Origin of the sequence: Bradyrhizobium sp. AZCC 2176 (assembly GCF_036924645.1) — a bacterium.
Lineage (GTDB): Bacteria > Pseudomonadota > Alphaproteobacteria > Rhizobiales > Xanthobacteraceae > Bradyrhizobium.
Map to the genome: position 1 here is coordinate 1,339,886 of NZ_JAZHRX010000001.1, position 20,558 is coordinate 1,360,443.

Genomic DNA, 20,558 nt, shown 5'->3' on the forward strand with positions numbered 1-20,558 from the left:
CGTCCCTGCGAAAGCAGGGACCCATACGCCGCGGCGGCCGTTTTGAAAAATGCCGGTCGACGACCTTGCGCAACAACAACCGCCTGTGGTTATGGGTCCCTGCGTTCGCAGGGACGACGACGTAGCCGCAGCCGGAATCTCGTTCTAGGACTGCAAGAGTAAACGTATGGCAATCACGCTTTCGGGCGATCACGCGCTAGCAAGCCCGCCTTTGTCAGCCCGGCTGACCACACCGCAGGTCTGGGGCATCGTGCTGCTGGCGCCCTATCTGCTCGTGTTTCTCGCCTTCGTGGTCTATCCGGTCGGCTACGGGCTGTGGCTGGCGCGGCATCCGGCGAGCTATGTCGCGCTCTGGCACGACCCGATCTTCGCGCGCGCCGCCGTCAACACGCTGATCTTCCTCCTGATCGGCATCAATATCAAAATGGCGATCGCGCTGTTTTTGTCCGGCTTCTTCGCGCAGCAGCGCACCTGGATCAAATGGCTGTCGGTGCTGTTCATCCTGCCCTGGGCGGTGCCGTCGATCCCGACCATTCTCTCCGTGCGGTTCATGTTCAACCCGGAATGGGGCGTGATCAACCAGTTGATCTTCAAGTTCACCGGCGAGGACGGCCCGAACTGGCTGAACGATCCGGCGGTGGCGCTTTCGATGGCGATCGGCGTCCACATCTGGAAATCGTTGCCGTTCTGGACCCTGATCCTGATGACCGGACGGCTTGCGATCTCGCACGACCTTTATGAGGCGGCCGAGGTCGACGGCGCGAGTTGGTCGCAAAAGTTCCGCTACATCACCTGGCCATCGATGCAGACGCTCTACGTCACCTGTACGCTGCTCTCGATGATCTGGACGCTCGGCGACTTCAACAGCGTCTATCTGCTCACCGGCGGCGGCCCCGCCGACCTCACCCATGTGCTGGCCACGCTGGGCATCCGCTATCTCCGGCTCGACCAGCTTTCGCTGGCGATGGCGTCGATCGTCTGCGCGCTGCCGTTCGTGCTGCCGCTGGTCTATTTCATGATGAAACGGTTGTCGCGATGAAGCTGCCAACACTCCGCGAAATCGGCACCGAAGCAAAGCTGCTCTTGATCGGCATCCCCGTGTTGATCTGGACCATGGTGCCGATCTACCACATGTTCCTGTTCGCGATCTCGCCGAAGGAGGACGCATTTTCGGGCAAGCTGTGGCCCACGCATCCGACGCTGAACAATTTCAGCATCGTGTTCCACCAGCAGCATTACTTCCTGCGCGATTTCTGGATCCAGTTCTTCAATTCAGTGGTGATCGCGCTTTCGGCGGGCGCGCTGACCTTGATGATCGCGACCGCGGCGGCGTTCTCGATCTCGCGGCTGCGCGTCCCCGGCGGCCGCTGGGTGATGAATCTGGCGCTGTTCACCTATTTCATCCCGGCGGCGTTCCTCGCCGTGCCGATGTACCGGACCATGGGCAATTACGGCCTCTTGAACAATCACTGGTCGCTGATCCTCGCGATGGTGACGATCGCGTCGCCTTACGCGATCTGGGTCTTGAAGCAGGCGTCCGACAAGCTGCCGGTCGAGCTCGATGAAGCCGCCACCATGGACGGCGCCACCACGCTGCAATTGTTCCGCCTGGTCTATGTGCCCTTGATGATGCCTTCGCTGGTGGCGATCGGCACCTATGCGATCCTGCTCGCCTGGAACGAGTATCTCTACGCCTTCCTGCTGCTCTCGAAGGACACCGAGATCACGCTCCCCGTCGCGCTCGGCAACTTCCTGGCCGCGGACGACTCGCCGTGGGAGTTGCTGATGACCACCGGCTTCATCTACGCGCTGCCGCCGGCCGCGATCTACTACGCCTTCAAGCGCTACATGGTGGGAGGATTGACCGCGGGCGCGGTAAAGTCGTGACTACAGCGGCGCCGCGCTCTTCGCCTCCGAGCTCGACAGCTTCGCGGCGAGCGAAGCGATCACGATGACCACCGCGATCAGCGCGATCACCATGGTGCAGATCGCGTTGATCTCGGGCTTCACGCCGAGCCGCACCTCGGAGTAGATCCGGATCGGCAGCGTCGCCGAGCCCGGGCCGGTGGTGAAACTCGCGATCACGACATCGTCGAGCGACAGCGTGAAGGCCAGCATCCAGCCTGCGGCAATCGCCGGAATGATCAGCGGCAGCGTCACGCGAAGAAAGGCCTGCACCGGATCGCAGCCGAGATCCATCGCGGCCTCCTCCAGGCTGCGGTCGAGCGAGGCGAGGCGCGACTGCACCACCACAGTGACGAAGCACATGGTCAGCGTGGTGTGGGCGATCGTCACCGTCCAGAACCCGCGCTCGGCGTTCAGCGCCACGAACAGCAACAATAGAGAAAGCCCCGAGATCACCTCCGGCATCACCAGCGGCGCATACAGCATGCCGGAAAACAGCGACCGGCCCTTGAAGCCCTCGCCGCGCACCAGCCCGACCGCCGCCAGCGTGCCGAGCAGCGTTGCGATCGTGGCCGATGCCGCGGCGACGCGCAGGCTCATCCAGGCGGCATCCAGCATCGCGCGATCGTTGAAGAACTCATGGTACCAGCGCAGCGACCAGCCGCCCCACACCGTGACCAGCCGCGAGGCGTTGAAGGAATAGATGACGAGGATCACGATCGGCAGGTACAGAAACGCCGTCCCGAGCGCGAGCGCGGTGATGTTGAACGGCGACAGCCTGTTGACCTTGCGGACCATCAGCTCGCCCCTCCGAGCTGACGGCGCTGCAGCCGGTCGTAAAGCAATAGCGGCGGCACCAGCAGCGCCAGCAACGCGACCGCCGCCGCTGCGGCAACCGGCCAGTCCTTGTTGGTGAAAAATTCCAGCCACAGCGTCTGGCCGATCATCATCGATCCCGAGCCGGCCAAAAGATCCGGGATCACGAACTCGCCGACGATCGGGATGAAGCATAGCAGCGCTCCGGCGCCGACGCCCGGCAGGGACAGCGGAAACGTCACCAGCCAGAACGTTCTGCCCGGCGACGCACCGAGGTCGCTTGCCGCTTCCAGCAGCGCGGGATCCATTTTGGCCAGCGTCGCATAGAGCGGAAGGATCATGAACGGCAGGTAGGAATAGACGATGCCGAGATACATCGCGGTGTCGGTCGAGAGCCACACCACCGGCGCCGGCACCAGATGCAATCCGAGCAGCACCTTATTCAGCAGCCCGTCATGCTGCAAAATATTGATCCAGGCGTAGATGCGGATCAGGAACGAGGTCCAGAACGGCACGATCACCAGCATCATCGCAATCGCCTGCCAGCGTTGCGGCAGCCGCGCCATGCCATAGGCGATGGGGTAGCCGATCAACATCAGCATCAACGTCGAGGTCACCGCGACGACGAGGCTGCGAAGATAGGAGCCGATGTAGAGATTGTCCGAGACCAGCAGGCTGAAATTATCCAGCGAGAGCTGCGCGAAGGCCGCCTTGATCGCCGCCCACCCTTCGGTGAAATCGAACACCGGCAGATAGGGCGGCTGTGCGATCGCGGTCTGCGACAGGCTGATCTTCAGCACGAAGCCGAACGGCACCAGAAAGAACAGCACCATCCACAAATACGGTGCGATGGCGGCATAGCGCGCCGGCTGTGCGAAGATACGGCGCGCGCTCATTGCTCCAGCACCACGCAATCATCTGATGTAAACCACGCCACCACGCGCTGGCCAGCGCCAAGGGTATCGATATCGAGCCGCGCGGTATTGGCCATCGACGAACGCACCACCGCGCCGGAATCGAGCTTGATCTTGTAGACGGTCGAGCCGCCGAGATAGCCGACATCGGTAACGACGCCTTCGAGCCGGTTGATCGACTGCGAATTGACCGCATCCGACGCCAGGCCGCGGCGCGACAGTTTTACCTTCTCGGGGCGGATCGCGACCGTGACGACGGGCTGGGTGACGGGCTGGCGCGGCTCCGCGACCGTGATGGCGCCGCCGGTGCGGGTCGCGACCGTCAGGCGATGATGCTCGTGAGACGTGACTTCGCCCTCGAACAGGTTGACGTCGCCGACGAACTCGGCGACCCAGCGCGAGGCGGGCGCCTCGTAAAGGTCGCGCGGGGTCGCGACCTGTTGAAGCCGGCCGGCATCCATCACGCCGATTTTGTTGGCCATCGTCATCGCCTCTTCCTGGTCATGAGTGACGATGATGAAGGTCATGCCGAGTCGGCGCTGCAGCTCCATCAGTTCCAGTTGCGTGCTCTCCCGCAGCCTCTTGTCGAGCGCCGCCAAGGGCTCGTCGAGCAACAGTACCTTGGGCCGCCGCGCCAGCGAGCGCGCCAGCGCCACGCGCTGTCGCTGGCCGCCGGAAAGCTGGTCCGGCTTGCGCTTCTCCATGCCATCAAGCTTGACCAGCGCGACCATCTCAGCCACGCGGGTGTCGATGGCGGCGCGCGGCATCCCGGCCCGCTTCAGCCCGAACGCGATGTTGTCCCGCACGGAGAGATGCGGAAACAGCGCGTAGTTCTGGAACATCATGTTGACGGGCCGCTCATGCGGCAGCACCGGCGCGATGTCGCGGCCGCCAAGCAGGATGCGCCCCTCGTCCGGCGTCTCGAAGCCGGCAAGCATGCGCAGCAGCGTGGTCTTGCCGCAGCCGCTCGGACCCAACAGCGCAAAGAACTCGCCCGCCCTGATGTCGAGCGAGAGCCGGTCCACCGCGCGGAAACTGCCGAAATTCTTGGAGACCCCCTCGATCCGGAGCAAGGGCATGTCAGCGGCGGCGTCGGTCGGGGGCGCCACATTTGCCGGCTCCGCAGCCTCCTCGATTTTTGCCAATTCCTCAGCCATGATATCCGTCGGATCAATCGTGGTTGCACGCTAACGGCGGATTGTCGCCGGCTCAACTGGTTCGCGGGAAAGGAGCGCAGTTTCTGCACACAATGCCGAGCGAAACGGAGCTTCTCAAACGGCTCTACGAGCGGTTCAACGCCCGTGACCTACCGGCGGTGCTCAGCCTCCTGCATCAAGACGTAATGTGGGCCAACGGAATGGAGGGTGGCCATGTGTATGGACATGACGGCGTTCGCGACTACTGGACGCGACAATGGGCCACGATCGATCCTCGCGTCGAGCCGGACGCCTTCACGAAGCGCGCGGATGGGACAGTCGAGGCGACGGTCCACCAGACGGTGCGCGATCCAAAGGGCGGCATTCTATCCGACAAGATGGTTCGACATATTTTTCGGATTCAGGAAGACCTGATAAGGCGATTTGATATCGGCTAGGTTCGAACGAACGGAAAATGCAAAATGAACCGGGACAGATACGATCTTCCGCTGACGACCGCCTCGGACCGCGCCGCGGCGCATTACCGCGACGGCGTCGACTGCATGCTGTCGGCTTGGCACGGCGCCGAGGACGCCTTCGACAAGGCGATTGCGGAAGATCCCGGCTTTGCGCTGGCGCATATCGGGCGCGCCCGGCTGCACCAGCTCAACATGGAAGGCGGCAAGGCGCGTGCCATGGCGGCGCAGGCCCGGGAGTTGGCCGCTGGCGCGACCCCGCGGGAGAAAAGTCACGTCGAGGTCATCGCCGCCGTGATCGAGAGCAAGCCGAAGCTTGCCGTCAGCGGCGCCGAAACGCATCTGGAAGCGCATCCCCGCGACGCGCAGGTGCTGTCGATGCTGCTCGGCGCGTTCGGCCTCTATGCCTTCTCGGGCCGTCCCGACCATGATGCGGCGAAACTTGCGATCTGCGAACGCCATGCGCGCCACTACGGCGAGGACTGGTGGTTCGTCAGTTATCTCGGCTGGTCACACACGGAAGCGGGAAATCTCTCCACCGGCCGGGCGCTATCCGAACGGGCAGTGACGCTGAGATCGGCCAACGCCAACGCTGCGCATGGCCTTTCGCACGCGATGTTCGAACAGGGCGACATGGAGGCGGGCCGCAGCTTCCTGTCGCAATGGATGCCCGCGCATGACCGCCAAAGCTTCCTGCATGGGCACCTGGCCTGGCATGTCGCGCTGACTGCGCTCGACGCCGGCGATATCGACGGCGCGCTTACGATCTACGAGCAGCACATCAAGCCGGCGGGCCGCCCCTATCCGCCGCTGAACATCTTCACCGACGGCGCCTCGCTGCTGTGGCGACTTTCGCTGGCCGGCCAAACCGGACTGGAGCCGCATTGGCAGGATGTCGCCGCCTACGGCGAAAAGTACTTTCCGCAAGCGGGAGCGCATTTTGCCGATGTTCATTTTGCGCTGGCCACGGCGATGATCGGCAGCGATGCGCTGGATACGCGATTGGCGCAACTCGAAGCGCGCGATGCCGACGGCAAGCTGGCGCCGGGCCGCGCCGCCATCGACCTCTGCCGCGGCATTCGGGCATTTGCGGAAGGCGACAATGGGGGCGCGATCCGTCTGCTCGAACCTGCCCTTGCCGAATTGACGCGGATCGGCGGCAGCCACGCCCAGCGCGAATTGTGGGAGGACACGCTGATCGTCGCGTACTTGCGCGCCGGCCAGGGCGACAAGGCGGCCCGGCGCATCTCGGCCCGGCTCGAACGCAGGCCTTCGGCGCGTGACGAGGCCTGGTCGCGGCAGGCGGAGCGACACTGAAGCCGTCCGTGATCAGCTACGACGCTCGACGGCAAAGACCTCGATAGCGGCCGCACGGCCTCGCAAGCGAGCCTCTCCCAGCGCTTCGACGGCGAAGGCCGGCTTGAGCTTCATGTGGCGCAACAGCTCGGCAGACACCAATAAATTCCGGCCGGCCTCCTTGCAGTGCTCCTGCAGCCGCGCCGTCACGTTCACGGTATCGCCGAAATAGGCAAGCTGGCGACGCGAGCTGCCGCACTCGCTGATCACGACGTGACCGGCATGCAGGCCGGCGCGGAAGCTCGGCACCATGCCGAACTCCTGCCGGTAAGAGTCCGCTTTTTCCGCAATGCTGTCGGCGATCGCGAAGAAGCAGTCGATGCAGCGTCCCCCCGACATCCGCTCATCGAGCGGCCACGTCACGATGACTTCATCGCCGACATAGGCGTGAACCTCGCCGCCAAGCGCGACGATCGCACCGTCGATGTCGAAGAAGAAACGGGTGAGCAGGCTCTGCACGCGCAATTCTCCCATCTCTTCGGCGAGCGAGGTCGAGCCTGCCAGGTCGAGGAACATCAATACGCGGGCTTCCCGCACCGGGCTTCGGTAGCGCCCGAGCGCTATATTGAAAAGCACGCGGCTGCCGACCAGTCGTGTCAGTTCGAAGGTTGACAGGACGAGCAGGGACGCGAAGAAGCTAAACGCAACGACAATGGGAAACTTCTCAATCAGCCACTTCGTCTCAATCCATTCCCAATACAGCGTCACCTGCAAGACCAGCGCCGCGCTCGCGACGACGATGGCCATGGTCGCGGAGCGTACTGCCAGATCCATCAGCAGCGGCCATCGGCTGATCCACTCACTTCGTCGCGACGTGAAGTAGAGATGAACGCCCCAAGCGGCCAGCGTTACGCCCATCCCATGCAGGCTGCTCCGGAGATAGTACGGCAGCGTTGCTTCGATCGGATCGTCAATGAAATAGCGATAGGCTATTCCCCCAAACAAGCCGCCAATCGCAAAGAAAACAGTTGGCCTGATCGCGCGCCGCATGTCCGATCCATTCTTCACACCGATGCCGCCATGAATACCGCCAGCGCGTCGCGATCCGCTGGCGGCATGGTGAGGCCGAGCTTGGTGCGCCGCCACAGGATGTCATCCGGAAAACGCGCCCATTCCTTTTGCATGAGATAGCGTACTTCGGCGCCCGTCAATTCCGGCCCGAAGGCCGGGCCGAGGTCACTGCGCGCTTTGGCGTCGCCGAGGATGGCCTTGGTGTTCGAGCCATAGGCGGCGACCAGACGCCTCGCCTGGTCCTCGCCAAGAAACCGCCAGCGGTCGCGTACTTCATCGACCTCGTTGTCGAAACGGTCCCAGGCAAAATCGCCGCCGGGCAGCGGCGACTTCGCGGTCCAGCGCGCCGACATCGGATAGAACGGCGTCAGCTTCGATACCGCTCTCTCCGCGCGCAGCCGCGAGGTCGTGACGTCGCCGCCGACGATAGTGACCAGCGGCGCCTTGCCGCGACCGTGGTCGAGCGTCACTGCCCGGTCGCGCCTGCTTGCAGGCTGCAGCGCCATGTTGGCGCCGGAAAGCGTACGCACCACGTCGACCGTCTCGATCCGCTCGCGGAAATAGCGGTTCGCCGCATCGCAGAGATAGGCGACGTTGCCCGCCGCCATCGCAACGACGGCGGGATCGCCCTTGAAGGCATGGCTGACAGTGCCGATCAGGGTAAAATCGCGCTCATAGGGACTTGCGAAAATCAGCCGACCGTCGCTGTTCTGGAACACATAGACGTTGTCGCTGTCGAACAGGCGGCGGACGACGATCTGGTCCGTTTGTACGGCGGCCACCTTCGGCGGCGATGTACGCAACACCGTCTCGGCGACGGATGAGGTCCAGGCGCCGGTGGCGTTGGCCACCGCCCGTGCCGTGATCACCTGGCGAAAGCCGCGATCTTTCGTCACCAGCCGCCATTCCTTGCCGCGTTCGGCCCGGGTGCAGCGCGCGCCGGTGCGAATCACGGCGCCGCGCGCCGCGGCATCGACGGCGGTGAGAACCACCAGCCGGGAATCGTCCACGACGCAGTCGGAATACTCAAAGGCGGTACCGAACGGCCGCTTCAGTGCGTTGCCGACGGGATGATGGGTGACATCGACGGTAGCCGAGGCCGGCAGGCCGCTGCGCGAGGCCAGCCGGTCGTACAACAGGAGCCATGAGCGCAACTGCCAGGCCGCACGTTCCTCCGAATGGGCAGGGATAGCAAAGCGCATCGGGCGCACCAGGTGCGGCGCAATCCTGAGCCAGACGTCGCGCTCGGCCAGCGCCAAACGGACGCGAAGAAAATGCCGGCGCTCCAGATCAGCGAGATCGCCATGGATCAGCCGCGGCGAGGCCGAGGAGGCGCCCGCGCCGAGATCGCCCTGCTCCAGCAGGATCACGCGCAGGCCGCGTCCGGCGGCGTCGCGCGCGATGCTGACGCCGTTCAACCCGCCGCCAATGATCGCGAGATCGTAGTCCGCCATACGCAAGGGCTACTGGTGAGAATCTGATCTCACTACACTAGGGCATGATGGCCAAAAGTGGATGTCGCTCGTTGAAATCAGGCGCTGGCGAGTTTGCGCGCGGTTTCGACGCCGTTTGCGGCGCTGCGGCCGACCAGCGCGTCGTAGTGCCCGATCGGCTGCGGCTTGCCGAGGAAATAGCCCTGCACCGCGTCGCAGCCCTCGTCCGCGAGGAAGCTGAGCTGTTCCTGGGTCTCGACGCCTTCGGCAACGATCGACATTTCGAGGCCGTGGCCGAGATCGATGACGGCGCGAACGATCGCTGCCGACTGCGGATTGCGCCCGAGATTCATAACGAAGGCGCGGTCGATCTTGATCTTGTCGAACGGGAACGCCTGCAGATAGCTCAGCGAGGAATAGCCGGAACCGAAATCGTCCATCGATATCCGCACGCCGAGCGACTTCAGCCGGCGGAGCAGGGCGAGACCGCGGTCGAAGTCCTCGATCAGCACGCCTTCGGTGATTTCGAGTTCGAGCCGGTCGGGCGCAAGACCCGTTTCGAGCAAGATCGAATGCACCAGGCTGACCACGTCGCCGTGCATGAACTGCGCCGGCGACAAATTGACGGCGATCTGCATCGGCACCGGCCAGGAGGCGGCCTCCCGGCAGGCTTCGCGCAGGATCCAGACGCCCATTTCGACGATCAGGCCGCTTTCTTCCGCCAGCGGAATGAAATCGCCGGGTGACACGAAGCCGCGCACCGGATGGATCCAGCGCGCCAGGGCTTCGAAGCCGATAACCTTGCTGGTCGCGACCGACGGGCCTGACGCGGCCTGCGGCTGATAGTACAATGACAATTCGCCGTTCCTGATCGCCATCGAGAGGTCCTGGTGCAGCACGCGGCGGTCGCGGATCTGCTGATCCATCTCCGGCTCGAAGATGCTGATCGAGCCGCGCGACTTCTGCTTGGCGCGGAACAGCGCCGCGCCGGAATTGGCGAGCAGCGAGGCCGCGTCGGAACCATTGTGCGGAAATACCGAGATGCCGGTGGTGACGCCGGTGCGCACCGACTTGCCGTCGATCACGAATTCGTCCGACAGCGTTTGCGCGAGTTTTTCGGCGAGTGCCTTGCCCGCCTCGGGTTGCTTGCCGTCGATGATCAGGCCGAACTCGTCGCCCGACAGCCGCGCCACCACGCCGCCACGCGCGCAGGACTGGATGCGGCCCGCAACCTCGATCAGGAGTTTGTCGCCCATCGCATGACCGAACACGTCGTTGATTTCCTTCAAGCCGTCGAGGTCGACGCACAGCACCGCGAATTCCTCGTCGGTGCCGGCGCAGGCCTCGATCATCTGCGCCAGCGCCTGCAGGAAGGCGGCGCGGTTCGGCAGATCGGTCAGGCCGTCATGATAGGCCATGTGCGCCATCCGCGATTCGGTCTGGCGGCGGTCGGTGACGTCCTCGTGGGTCTTGATCAGATATTGCGGCTCGCCGGCCTCGTCGAGCACGGTCATGCGGCGGGTCAGGAACAGCCGCAGCCCGTCCTTGGTCGAGATCGGGTGCTCTTCGGTGAGCAGGCCGCGCTTCTTGATCGCGGCCTCGTCGCGCGCGATGATCAGCTTGGCTTCGCGCGGATTGAAGATGTCGGCGGCGGTCAGGCCGGTGGCATCCTCGCGGCGGCGGTTGAGAATGGTCTCGGCACTGCGGTTGGCAAGCAGATAGCGCCCGTCGCTGACGCGCTCCACGACCAGCGACACCGGGATGTTGTCGACCACCAGTTCGAGGAACTTCTTGGTGTTCTCGAGCTCGCGTGACAGCGAGCGTCGGTCGGTGACGTCGTCGAACAGCGTGATCAGGAATTCCGGCTTGTTGTTCTCGTTGCGCGCCACCACGCGGTTGGAGGAGAGAACGCGCTTGTCGTCGCCCCGTTCGACGACGTATTCGCCGCGGTGATAGCCTTCCGGCGCGCTCAGCGCCGCCTGGTCCGCCATCTCGATACTCTTCGCGGTTTCGGGCCGGAAGATTTCATCGGCGCGCTTGCCGATGATGTGATCGCGGGAGAAGCGCGAGAATCGTTCGAACGCGCGGTTGGCGAAGATGTAGCGGCCGTCCTCGATGTTCTTGGCGGCGACGCAGACCGGAACGTTGTCGAGCACCGATTCCAGAAATTTGGTGGTCGATGCCAATTTACGCGAGAGCTGGCGCTGCTCCGTGCAATCCTCATGCGTTCCGATCGTCCCGCCATTGGGCAGGCGGAAGATCTTCGAAAGCACCGATCGCCCGCCCGGCAGTTCGGTGATGACGCCTTCCGGGCGGCGGGCAAGCTTGCTGAATTCCCCGACGGTGAGATCGAGCAGGCCCCGTGTCCGGCGCAGTTCGAGCAGTTCGCGGCCGGTCATGGAGTTCGAGATCTCGGCACGGCTGAGCCCGTACATTTCGAGAAAGCGGTCGTTGAAGAAGACCACGCGGTTTTGCGCGTTGGTGATCATCACGCCCTGGTTGAGCGTGTTGAGCGCCGAGCTGATGAAGGCGCTGCGCCGCAATTGCGCGCTCTTGGCGCCGCGCAACGCTGCCAATATCCAGACCCCGATCGCAACCAGGAATGAAACGGCGGCGATCCCCCCGAGCAGGAGCTCCCACACCAGATTGGGATCGAATTCGCCGATATAGCTTGCCGGAGCAAAGCCACCGGAAGGCGCGGCCGCCCACGCAACTCCGCACGGCGCAACCATGGCGAGCAGACAGACGAGGGCCTGCGCCGGAATCGAAGTCTTCCGTCCTGCCTGCCGGTTCCTGTCAGCCATTACCCACCCGAGGTTTGCGGGCGGAGTGTCTGGCTTGACGGGTTTGGATCGGGTAAACGACTACCCGTACAATTCTAAAATGTGACCCAAATTACGGCAATTGCCCTGACATGATTAATGCTTCACTAATGGGACCGCGTTCGCGGCGTATTTCGAGGCAAACCAACGGGTTGCTCGATTGCTCCACTGAGCGGAACGGTTATGACGAAGCGCGGAACGCGCCGATTCTCACGCCAGATTCCCGGGCCTGAAGCTAACATGGACAAGGTCGATTGCGTCGTCATCGGAGCAGGGGTGATCGGGCTCGCGATCGCACGACGCCTGGCCCAGGCCGGCCGCGAAGTGATCGTGCTCGAGGCCGCCGAGGGCATTGGCACCATCACCTCCTCCCGCAACAGCGAGGTGGTCCACGCCGGTATCTATTACCGCGCCGGCAGCCTGATGGCGCGGATGTGCGTCAGCGGCAAGCGCGCGCTTTACCAGTATTGCCGCGACCACGGCATTCCCCATCGCAATTGCGGCAAGCTGATCGTGGCGACGACGCCAAGCGAAACCGAAAAGCTGCAGTCGATCCGGGCACATGCCGAAGCCAATGGCGTCGACGATATGCAGGTGCTGACCGGCGAGGCGGCGCGCGCGCTGGAGCCGGCGCTTAGCTGCGATGCGGCCCTGCTCTCGCCGTCCACCGGCATCATTGACAGCCACGCCTACATGCTGGCGCTGCGGGGCGATGCGGAGGAAGCGGGCGCGGCCTATGCATTCCATACGCCGCTGTTGCGCGCGCGGGCCGGTGCCGGCCGGATCGAAATCGAAGCGGGCGGCGATGCGCCGATGACGCTTGCATGCGACCTGCTCGTCAACGCAGCGGGCTTAAGCGCACCCGCCGTGGCGCGCAGCATCGAAGGCATGCCGGTCGGGATGATCCCCTGCGCCTATCTGGCCAAGGGCAATTATTTCAGTTGCAGCGCGCGGGCGCCGTTTTCACGCCTGATCTATCCCGTGCCGGAGCCCGGCGGCTTGGGCGTGCACCTGACGCTCGACATGGCGGGACAGGCGCGTTTCGGCCCCGACGTCGAATGGGTCGAGAGCATCGACTATGCGGTGGATCCGGCCCGTGCCGAGCGATTCTACCCTGCGATCCGGCGCTACTGGCCGACGCTGCCGGACGGCGCGCTGATGCCAAGCTATTCGGGAATCCGGCCGAAGATCGTGCCGCCGGCCGTCGCCACGCAGGATTTTCTGATCCAGGGCCCTGCCGATCACGGCGTCGCCGGACTGATCAATCTGTTCGGTATCGAATCGCCGGGACTGACGTCGTCGCTCGCGATCGCCGATCACGTCGGCGCGCTGGCTGAGCTGTGACAAAACCGCAGAGCTGCGCCAAAAAGACTGGACCGCCAAAAAGCTTGCCACAGTGGCCGCGCGCGGGCGGATGAGCGCAACGGCGCCCATCCGGCCGTGTGGGGATTTTCGATACTTTGCTGGACTGGTTAGTGGAGAGTTTCGCTGGCGGTTTGCTTCAACCGCTCGATCTCATCCTTGACCATCAACTTGCGGCGCTTCAACTCGACAATTTGCAGGTCGTCTGTGGAAAGGTGCACGAGCGCTTCGTGCAATTCGTTCTCGAGGATCTTGTGTTTACGTTCAAGTTCAACAAGATGCGCCTGTAGTGCCATACGAAATCTCCTCGGTGGGTGAACCTCAGATTCGATCCGGACGCGGGAGTGTACACCAGCCGCTGAATCTGTCGACGACTATCAAGAATCGCGCCTCTCATATTTTCGGATTTATCTGTAACCAATCGTGAGTATGGAACCCGGTAGCTTGCGAACAAGCCTCGCAAGGACGATATTCACCGCTAGCTTCTCGAAGAATCGTTCGCAACCTCATCACGCTTTCAGCTAACGTACACCATGACCGACGATGATGAGCGCGAGCTTGAAAACGAGCTCGCCAGGCTGCAGCAGGAGCATCGCGATCTCGATGCGGCGATCGACGCGCTGCACCAGTCGCCCGCGCCGGACTTGCTGCGGCTGCAACGGCTGAAGAAACGCAAACTGCAATTGCGCGACCGCATCGCCTTCATCGAAGACCAGATCACGCCGGATATCATCGCCTGATCGTTGCGCCTGCCGCGTTCGGCCGTTTCGGTTCGCCAAAACCGTCCGCCTTCCGGCCGCTCCTTTTCCCCGACATCCACACGCCTGACGACGCGAAGATCTCGCCGGGCGGGCCCCACCGGCAAAAAACCGGTTTCCGGTCGGCGGATGTGGGCTTGACTCCACGAGAACAAAGAGAGAACATATCTTCCTGCCGCCAGCCTCTGGAGTCCCGCCATGTCCGTTGCATCCATGCCCGTCACATCGCCCCTGTCCGACAACAGCCGCTACGAGCAGGCCTGCGATCAGGCCATCGCGATGTGCGACGGCAATCTGCGCTCGACCATCAAGGCGCTGATCATGGCGAACGAGTATCTGGAAACCGAACTGGAGGAATTGCGGGCGGCCATCGCGGCCGGCTGTGTGCCGGCGAGAACCTCCCATGCGGAGAGCGACGCCGCCTGATCAATCAGACCCGGAGCGAACCAATGGCCGATGTCACCTACTACGTCGCAATGCCATTCCTGCAGGACGATAGCGGCACGCCGGTGGCGGGAACTGCGGAAGAATGCCAGAGCCCGACGACCGCGTTGCGGCGCGCCGAGACGATGTCGCGAATGGCCGGCAGCATCGGTGCCGTTGCCTTCAGCCGCAGCGGCGATCCCATGATGGGCGAATTCGGCGATGCGAAATTGCTGCGCAAATTCGGCAATGTGCCGGACGATCTCAGCGGGCTTTAAGAATCGTCGGGATTCGTAGGCGAGCAAAACGCTAGTGTGCCTACCATCCAGATCTCCGGCTCCTCACGGCGCCTCATGCCGTCGCAGCGCCTTACGCACATACATGGCGCTATCGGCCGCTTCCAGCGCGCGGCCCGCTTCAGAGTGGGTATCGAGAACGAAGACGCCTGCCGAGGCGCCCGCGGTAATGGTGCGACCATCGAACACGAAGGTGAGCCGATCGATCGCTTCCTCCAGCGCGGCCGCCTTGGCCTTGGCGTCGGTCTCGCTGAGATTCCACAACAGCAGCGCGAACTCGTCGCCGCCGAGCCGGCCGACCACGTCGGAAGCGCGCACCTGCGCCAGCAGCGTCGTGACGACGGCCTTGAGCACCTGGTCGCCCGCGGCATGTCCGAAGGCGTCGTTGATCGGCTTCAGGCGATCGACGTCGAGCACGACCAGGGCGCCGCCGGCGCGATAGCGTTTGATGTAGGCAATCGCGCGATTGAGCTCGCGTTCGAAGCCGCGGCGGTTCGGAATGCCCAGCAGGAAGTCGGTATCGGCGGAGGCCTGAAGTTCCTCGATCTGCGCCTGCGTCCGGGCCAGTTGCGCCTTGAGCCGGCGAATCGTCGCCTTGGTGCCGTTGGACACCGCCGGCGGCCGGGATCCCGGTGCGGACGACCGCCGCGGGGCGACTTTTTGCCCGGAAGCCGCGCTTTTAGGGCGTTTTCCGGCCTTGGAGGCGGTCGCCCTGGTTTTCTTCTTCATGGCCTTCCCTGTGCAGGCTTGCTTATGAAGGCTTGCCGGGATTCACCAAGACAGGATAGTCCATTCCTGATCCCTTGCCACGCCTTGGATGAGTCCCGGGCCGACCCTATAATCGGCCTATGCTTCTGGATTCCCGAACAGAATTGACGAGATGACCGCACCGATCGCCATCATCATGGGCAGCCAGTCCGACTGGGAGACCATGCGCCATGCCGCCGAAACCCTGACGGCGCTCGGGATCGACTGCGAAAAGCGCATCGTCTCGGCCCACCGGACCCCGGACAGGCTGTTTGCCTTCGCCAAGGGCGCCAAGGCCGCAGGCTTCAAGGTCATCATCGCCGGCGCCGGTGGGGCGGCCCATCTGCCGGGCATGGCGGCGGCGCTGACGGAACTGCCGGTATTCGGCGTTCCCGTCGAATCCAAGGCGCTGTCGGGGGTCGATTCGCTGTACTCGATCGTGCAGATGCCGGCCGGCGTTCCCGTCGGCACGCTGGCGATCGGCAAGGCCGGCGCCATCAACGCCGCGCTGCTTGCAGCGAGCGTGCTCGCGCTGAACGACGCGGCGCTGGCCATGCGATTGGCCGCCTGGCGCAAGCAGCAGACCGACACCGTCAAGGAGCGCCCGGAGGGATCGGCGTGACGGCTTCAGGCATGGTGAAGCTGAAGCCGGGCGACACCATCGGAATTCTCGGCGGCGGGCAATTGGGCCGGATGCTGGCCATGGCGGCGGCGCGCCTTGGCCTCCACTGCCAGGTGTTCTCGCCGGACCCGGACTCGCCCGCCTTCGACGTGGTGCTGAACGCGACCTGCGCCGAATATGCCGATGTCGAGGCGCTCGAATTGTTCGCCAACGATGTCGACGTCATCACCTATGAATTCGAGAACGTGCCGGCCGCCACCGCCATGGTGCTGGCCGCGCGGCGTCCGGTATTGCCGGCGCAGAAGATCCTGGAGACCACACAGGACCGGCTGATCGAAAAGGACTTCATCAAGCGGCTGGGCATCGGCACCGCCGACTATGCCGACGTGTCGTCGGTTGAAACCCTGCACGCGGCCATCGAACGCATCGGCCTTCCCGCCGTGATCAAGACCCGCCGCTTCGGCTATGACGGCAAGGGCCAGGCGATCATCCGCGAGGGCGACGATCCCGCTCAAGTCTGGGAAGACCTCGGCACCAAATCCGCGATCCTCGAAGCCTTCGTGCCCTTCGAGCGCGAGATCTCCGTGATCGCCGCGCGCTCGGCGGACGGTCAGGTCGAATGCTACGACGTCACCGAAAACGAGCACCGCGATCACATCCTGAAATTCTCGCGCGTGCCCGCCGCGATCTCGGATGCGCTGGCCGCAGACGCGCGTGCCGTCGCCGAGAAGATCGCGAACGCGCTCGACTATGTCGGCGTGCTCGCAGTCGAATTATTCGTGGTCGCCGGAAACGGCGGACCGCATGTGCTGGTCAACGAGATTGCCCCGCGGGTGCATAATTCCGGGCACTGGACGCTGGACGGCGCTTCGATCTCCCAGTTCGAGCAGCACATCCGGGCGATCGCCGGCTGGCCACTCGGCAAGCCGGTTCGTCACGGCCAGGTCACCATGACCAACCTGATCGGCGACGATATCCTGAGCTACGAGCAATGGCTGACGGTGCCCGGCGCCACCGTCCACCTGTACGGCAAGGGCGCGCCGCGTCCGGGCCGCAAGATGGGTCATGTCACCGAAGTGGCCCCGGCCGGCAAGAAATAGCGCGCGCGCCTCGCTCTCGCCGGGCGCGTTTTTCAGCTCACGCCGTCTTCAAGCCTTCCACGACGCCGGCCGGCTCCTCGCTGAGCCAGCGATAGATCGCGCCGCCAAGCGCACCGCCGATCAGCGGCGCAACCCAGAACAGCCAGAGCTGCGCCAGCGCCCAGCCGCCGACGAACAGCGCGGGCCCCGTGCTGCGCGCGGGATTCACCGACGTGTTGGTGACGGGAATGCTGACGAGATGGATCATCACCAGCGCCAATCCGATGGCGACCGGCGCAAAGCCCGCAGGCGCCTTGCCGTGGGTCGCCCCCATGATGATGAACACGAACATCGTGGTCATCACCACCTCGGTGATGAAGCAGACCATCATGTTGTACTGCCCGGGCGAATGCGCATCGTAGCCGTTGGAGGCAAAACCCTTAGCCAGATCGAAGCCGGGCGCACCGCTTGCGATCACATAGAGCAGCGCCGCGGCAACGACCGCGCCGATCACCTGTGCGATCACGTAAGGAACGATCTGCTGCGCCGGAAACCGTCCACCGGCCGCGAGGCCGATCGTGACGGCGGGGTTGAGATGGCATCCGGAAATGTGGCCGATCGCATAGGCCATGGTGACGACGCTCAGGCCGAACGCCAGGGACACGCCAACCAGGCCGATACCGACCTGCGGAAAACCGGCGGCGATGACCGCGCTGCCGCATCCCGCAAAAGTGAGCCAAAATGTGCCGATCGCTTCAGCGGTATATTTTTTGGTATTCATACTCGCCTCCCGCATGTTTTGCGTGATCGGATGCTAGGGAGGGGCCCGTGAGGGGCTCGTTATTTGAGGAAACCGGGATCGTACTGGCCTAATCCCGCCGATTTTCGTGGCTTTCCGAAGCCGGAAACCGCCATCGCAGGTGGACATCGGCAGTTTTGTCTGCTACATGCCCGCGCTCAGGGTTAAGGGCCAGGCCTTTTGCCGGCACTTCGCTTTACCAGAATTCCTATCCGATCAATTGAAAGAGGATGCCGCGTGCAGGTTCTCGTCCGCGATAACAATGTCGATCAAGCCCTCAAGGCGCTGAAGAAGAAGATGCAGCGCGAGGGTATCTTCCGCGAGATGAAGCTCCGCGGGCACTACGAAAAGCCCTCCGAGAAGAAGGCCCGTGAAAAGGCCGAAGCCGTGCGCCGCGCGCGCAAGCTGGCCCGCAAGAAGCTGCAGCGCGAAGGCCTGCTGCCGATGAAGCCGAAGCCGGTGTTCGGCGCCGGTGCCGGTAGCGACCGTGGTGGCGCTGGCGGCCGTGGTGGCCCGGGCGCAGGTCCGCGCGGACCGCGCTGAGCGCGTCCTTCAGAGACTGAATTGAAAACGCGGACCTTGGGTCCGCGTTTTTGTTTTTGCTATCGCTCGATCACTCGCATCTCATTCATCGGCCGTTGCCGCCATTTTGACCGATGCATTTTGCGGCCCATCGGGTTACCTATGCTGTATTCGACACGCGAGAGTCTTCCGCTGCATGGCCGTTACGGATTGCAATGCCCTTCGCTGCGCTTCGCGCTTCGCGGCCGCCTCTGTTGCGCTGCTCGCAACCATTCTTGCCCTTCCCCTCGGCGGCTGTTCGTTCGACCTGGGATCATGGGGATCGGACAAGGAAAAGCCGCAGGCCGTCGAGCAAAAACCGACCGGCACGATCAGCGGACAAAGCGTCAGCGAAGCTCAGGGCTATGCTACGCGCGGCCAGGCGCTCGCCAAATCCGGCAAGACCGAAGAAGCGCTCGCGGAATTCGACCGCGCGCTCGCACTCGATCCCTACAATGTGCAGGCCCTGTATGGCCGCGGCCTGATCTATCAGGCCGACAAGCGACATGAGCAGGCAATTACGGATTTCACCGCAGCCAATGGCCTGACCCCGCAACGGATCGAGCCGCTCTTGGCGCGTGCAACCAGCTACCTCGCCATCGACAAGGCCAAGGAAGCCGCTTCCGATCTCGACGAGGCGGTGCAGGCCGATCCCAACAGTGCGCAAGCCTGGTCAGCCCGCGGCGCCACCTATGAACGCCTCGGCGACAAGGCCAAGGCGTTCACATCCTACGGCCGCGCGCTCGCGCTCCGCCCCAAGGACGAAACCGCGCGAAGCGGCCTCGTGCGCACCGGCAGCTAGACCTTCGGGTTTTGATTGAAGCGGATACTGACTGCAGCTTTGCCTGGCGCGCTTTCCTTGTGCCAAGCAGACGCCCCCGGATTCAGGGTCCAAGGGCTCGCCCTGCTCGAAGAGCCATAGATTTATTTCGGCAGCACCGCGTGGAAGAGCGACTTGGCGGTCGACAGCGCGTCCTCGGCAGCCGCCGTGGCGCGCTCGCGCACGGATGGTTCCGCAACTTCGGCACGCAGATCAAGCGGGCGCGAGACCGGAATTTCGGCGGGCGGGGTCGGCCGGTTCGGGTCGACCGCCTCGGCATAAGGCGGGCGCGCTTGCGACGGAGCATGACCGGACGAACCCTGACCGGACGAAGCCTGACCGAAGGGTTCGCCGGCAGGCGAACCCGAGACCATGATCGGCGGCGGCAGCGGACGAAGCGCGGGCGCAGCGGCGATTGCAGGAGCATTCGCGACCACGGGAGCATTCGCGACCACGGGAGCATTCGCAACCTTGGGCGCGTCGGGGACGCGGGCCGTCTCGGGGGCGCGTGGAGAGGTTTCGCCGTTGGCACGCAGGCGCTCGATCGCGGCGCGTGCCAGATCGTTGGCATCGCGGCGTTCATCTGGCGCAGCCGCAGCCTCGACCGGGGCGGCCGGTGCAGCCGCCACAACCGGAGCCGCCGAGGAATTCACCGGCTGCACAGGCGACGGCAGTATCACCCTGATCTTTTCCTTTTCGCGCGATACCGCTGCGTGGCGCCGCTGGTCGGCGGGCTCGGCCGGGCTTTCGGCCGCTTTCACATCGGACTTGGTATCGACGGACTTGGTATCAGGGGACTTGGCATCAGGGGACTTGGCATCAGGGGACTTGGCATCGACGGACTTGGTATCGGGTTTGGCGTCAGCTTTTGCTTCGGCTTTTGCGTCGGTCTTTTCCTGGGCCTTTTCAGCCACCGCCGGCCGTTCGGCAGCGGTCTTCTCCATGATGGCTTTCTCGGAGATTCCCCTCGCCTTGACGCCGGCCGCCGGAAGATTGCTGACACTGGCCGTGGTATCGGCCGACTTGGATTCGGACTTGGCGTCGGATTTGGCTTCCGCCTTGCCGTCCCCCTTGGGATTGGCAGTCGACGCCGCAGCGGCAGGAGCGTCCGCGCTGGGCTTGGTCACGATGTAGTGGTTGACGATGTATGCCCCGATGACGGTCGCAGCCACCGAGGGAAAGATGTCTACGGCGAATTTCTTCAGGTAATTCAGCATTCCGG

Annotated in this window: 22 protein-coding genes; 12 read left to right on the forward strand and 10 right to left on the reverse strand. The window is 63.9% G+C overall.

Annotation, left to right across the window (positions count from 1 at the left end; all coding sequences use genetic code 11):
• The first annotated feature begins 166 nt into the window (after window positions 1-166).
• Both V1288_RS05980 and V1288_RS05985 read left to right on the forward strand, forming a co-directional pair.
• Window positions 167-1,039 (forward strand): carbohydrate ABC transporter permease, encoded by an 873-nt coding sequence (locus V1288_RS05980; RefSeq protein ID WP_334356193.1) that lies wholly within the window; start codon window positions 167-169, stop codon window positions 1,037-1,039.
• The gene (locus V1288_RS05985; protein WP_334356194.1) at window positions 1,036-1,887 is read left to right on the forward strand and encodes a carbohydrate ABC transporter permease; all 852 of its coding nucleotides are present in this window, start codon (window positions 1,036-1,038) and stop codon (window positions 1,885-1,887) included. Before V1288_RS05980 ends, V1288_RS05985 begins: the two co-directional genes overlap by 4 nt.
• Here the strand turns inward: V1288_RS05985 and V1288_RS05990 are convergent, their stop codons facing one another.
• From V1288_RS05990 to V1288_RS06000, 3 genes are read right to left on the reverse strand one after another with little or no spacing between them, the layout of a single operon-like run.
• The gene (locus V1288_RS05990; protein WP_334356195.1) at window positions 1,888-2,703 is read right to left on the reverse strand and encodes an ABC transporter permease; all 816 of its coding nucleotides are present in this window, start codon (window positions 2,701-2,703) and stop codon (window positions 1,888-1,890) included.
• Window positions 2,703-3,617, reverse strand: coding sequence for an ABC transporter permease (locus tag V1288_RS05995; RefSeq protein WP_334356196.1), 915 nt, complete (start codon window positions 3,615-3,617; stop codon window positions 2,703-2,705). Before V1288_RS05995 ends, V1288_RS05990 begins: the two co-directional genes overlap by 1 nt.
• On the reverse strand, window positions 3,614-4,792 hold the full coding sequence (locus V1288_RS06000; protein ID WP_334356197.1) for an ABC transporter ATP-binding protein: 1,179 nt from the start codon (window positions 4,790-4,792) through the stop codon (window positions 3,614-3,616). Before V1288_RS06000 ends, V1288_RS05995 begins: the two co-directional genes overlap by 4 nt.
• Before the next feature lie 92 nt (window positions 4,793-4,884).
• On the opposite strand from V1288_RS06000, the gene V1288_RS06005 reads away from it, so the two are divergent.
• The gene (locus V1288_RS06005) at window positions 4,885-5,229 is read left to right on the forward strand and encodes a nuclear transport factor 2 family protein (RefSeq protein WP_334356198.1); all 345 of its coding nucleotides are present in this window, start codon (window positions 4,885-4,887) and stop codon (window positions 5,227-5,229) included.
• Between the two features lie 24 nt (window positions 5,230-5,253).
• Window positions 5,254-6,564: a tetratricopeptide repeat protein gene (locus tag V1288_RS06010; RefSeq protein WP_334356199.1), complete on the forward strand. Its 1,311-nt coding sequence runs from the start codon at window positions 5,254-5,256 to the stop codon at window positions 6,562-6,564.
• 12 nt (window positions 6,565-6,576) lie between these two features.
• On the opposite strand, the gene V1288_RS06015 is transcribed toward V1288_RS06010, so the two are convergent.
• The 3 genes from V1288_RS06015 to V1288_RS06025 form a co-directional block, all read right to left on the reverse strand.
• A complete protein-coding gene (locus tag V1288_RS06015) occupies window positions 6,577-7,593 on the reverse strand; it encodes an adenylate/guanylate cyclase domain-containing protein (RefSeq protein ID WP_334356200.1) in 1,017 nt (338 codons plus the stop codon).
• Window positions 7,594-7,607: 14 nt separating this feature from the next.
• Window positions 7,608-9,068 carry a glycerol-3-phosphate dehydrogenase gene (locus V1288_RS06020; RefSeq protein ID WP_334356201.1) on the reverse strand — a complete coding sequence of 487 codons (1,461 nt, stop codon included), beginning with the start codon at window positions 9,066-9,068 and terminating at the stop codon, window positions 7,608-7,610.
• 77 nt (window positions 9,069-9,145) lie between these two features.
• Window positions 9,146-11,851 (reverse strand): sensor domain-containing protein, encoded by a 2,706-nt coding sequence (locus tag V1288_RS06025; RefSeq protein WP_334356202.1) that lies wholly within the window; start codon window positions 11,849-11,851, stop codon window positions 9,146-9,148.
• A gap of 258 nt (window positions 11,852-12,109) precedes the next feature.
• Between V1288_RS06025 and V1288_RS06030 the strand changes: the two genes are divergently transcribed.
• The gene (locus V1288_RS06030) at window positions 12,110-13,213 is read left to right on the forward strand and encodes an NAD(P)/FAD-dependent oxidoreductase (RefSeq protein ID WP_334356203.1); all 1,104 of its coding nucleotides are present in this window, start codon (window positions 12,110-12,112) and stop codon (window positions 13,211-13,213) included.
• 128 nt (window positions 13,214-13,341) lie between these two features.
• On the opposite strand, the gene V1288_RS06035 is transcribed toward V1288_RS06030, so the two are convergent.
• Entirely contained in the window at window positions 13,342-13,527 is a 186-nt protein-coding gene (locus V1288_RS06035; RefSeq protein WP_334356204.1) for a YdcH family protein, read from the reverse strand.
• Window positions 13,528-13,764: 237 nt separating this feature from the next.
• On the opposite strand from V1288_RS06035, the gene V1288_RS06040 reads away from it, so the two are divergent.
• From V1288_RS06040 to V1288_RS06050, 3 genes are all read left to right on the forward strand, one after another.
• A complete protein-coding gene (locus V1288_RS06040) occupies window positions 13,765-13,971 on the forward strand; it encodes a YdcH family protein (protein WP_057851906.1) in 207 nt (68 codons plus the stop codon).
• Window positions 13,972-14,202: 231 nt separating this feature from the next.
• Complete coding sequence (locus V1288_RS06045; protein WP_334361202.1) at window positions 14,203-14,415, forward strand: hypothetical protein; 213 nt, start codon at window positions 14,203-14,205, stop codon at window positions 14,413-14,415.
• Window positions 14,416-14,438: 23 nt separating this feature from the next.
• Window positions 14,439-14,690 (forward strand): hypothetical protein, encoded by a 252-nt coding sequence (locus V1288_RS06050; RefSeq protein WP_334356205.1) that lies wholly within the window; start codon window positions 14,439-14,441, stop codon window positions 14,688-14,690.
• A 63-nt stretch (window positions 14,691-14,753) separates the two neighbouring features.
• Here V1288_RS06050 and V1288_RS06055 read toward each other — a convergent pair whose 3' ends face one another.
• Complete coding sequence (locus V1288_RS06055) at window positions 14,754-15,437, reverse strand: GGDEF domain-containing protein (RefSeq protein WP_334356206.1); 684 nt, start codon at window positions 15,435-15,437, stop codon at window positions 14,754-14,756.
• A 151-nt stretch (window positions 15,438-15,588) separates the two neighbouring features.
• Here V1288_RS06055 and purE point away from each other — a divergent pair, with 151 nt between their 5' ends.
• Complete coding sequence (gene purE / locus V1288_RS06060) at window positions 15,589-16,077, forward strand: 5-(carboxyamino)imidazole ribonucleotide mutase (protein WP_334356207.1); 489 nt, start codon at window positions 15,589-15,591, stop codon at window positions 16,075-16,077.
• An 11-nt stretch (window positions 16,078-16,088) separates the two neighbouring features.
• Entirely contained in the window at window positions 16,089-17,177 is a 1,089-nt protein-coding gene (locus tag V1288_RS06065) for a 5-(carboxyamino)imidazole ribonucleotide synthase (protein ID WP_442894011.1), read from the forward strand.
• Window positions 17,178-17,214: 37 nt separating this feature from the next.
• Here V1288_RS06065 and aqpZ read toward each other — a convergent pair whose 3' ends face one another.
• Entirely contained in the window at window positions 17,215-17,937 is a 723-nt protein-coding gene (gene aqpZ, locus V1288_RS06070; RefSeq protein WP_334356209.1) for an aquaporin Z, read from the reverse strand.
• 255 nt (window positions 17,938-18,192) lie between these two features.
• On the opposite strand from aqpZ, the gene rpsU reads away from it, so the two are divergent.
• Together rpsU and V1288_RS06080 are read left to right on the forward strand one after the other, a co-directional pair.
• Window positions 18,193-18,498 (forward strand): 30S ribosomal protein S21, encoded by a 306-nt coding sequence (gene rpsU, locus V1288_RS06075; RefSeq protein ID WP_334356210.1) that lies wholly within the window; start codon window positions 18,193-18,195, stop codon window positions 18,496-18,498.
• A 175-nt stretch (window positions 18,499-18,673) separates the two neighbouring features.
• A complete protein-coding gene (locus V1288_RS06080) occupies window positions 18,674-19,318 on the forward strand; it encodes a tetratricopeptide repeat protein (RefSeq protein WP_334356211.1) in 645 nt (214 codons plus the stop codon).
• 122 nt (window positions 19,319-19,440) lie between these two features.
• On the opposite strand, the gene V1288_RS06085 is transcribed toward V1288_RS06080, so the two are convergent.
• The gene (locus tag V1288_RS06085) at window positions 19,441-20,553 is read right to left on the reverse strand and encodes a hypothetical protein (protein WP_334356212.1); all 1,113 of its coding nucleotides are present in this window, start codon (window positions 20,551-20,553) and stop codon (window positions 19,441-19,443) included.
• Window positions 20,554-20,558 lie beyond the last annotated feature (5 nt).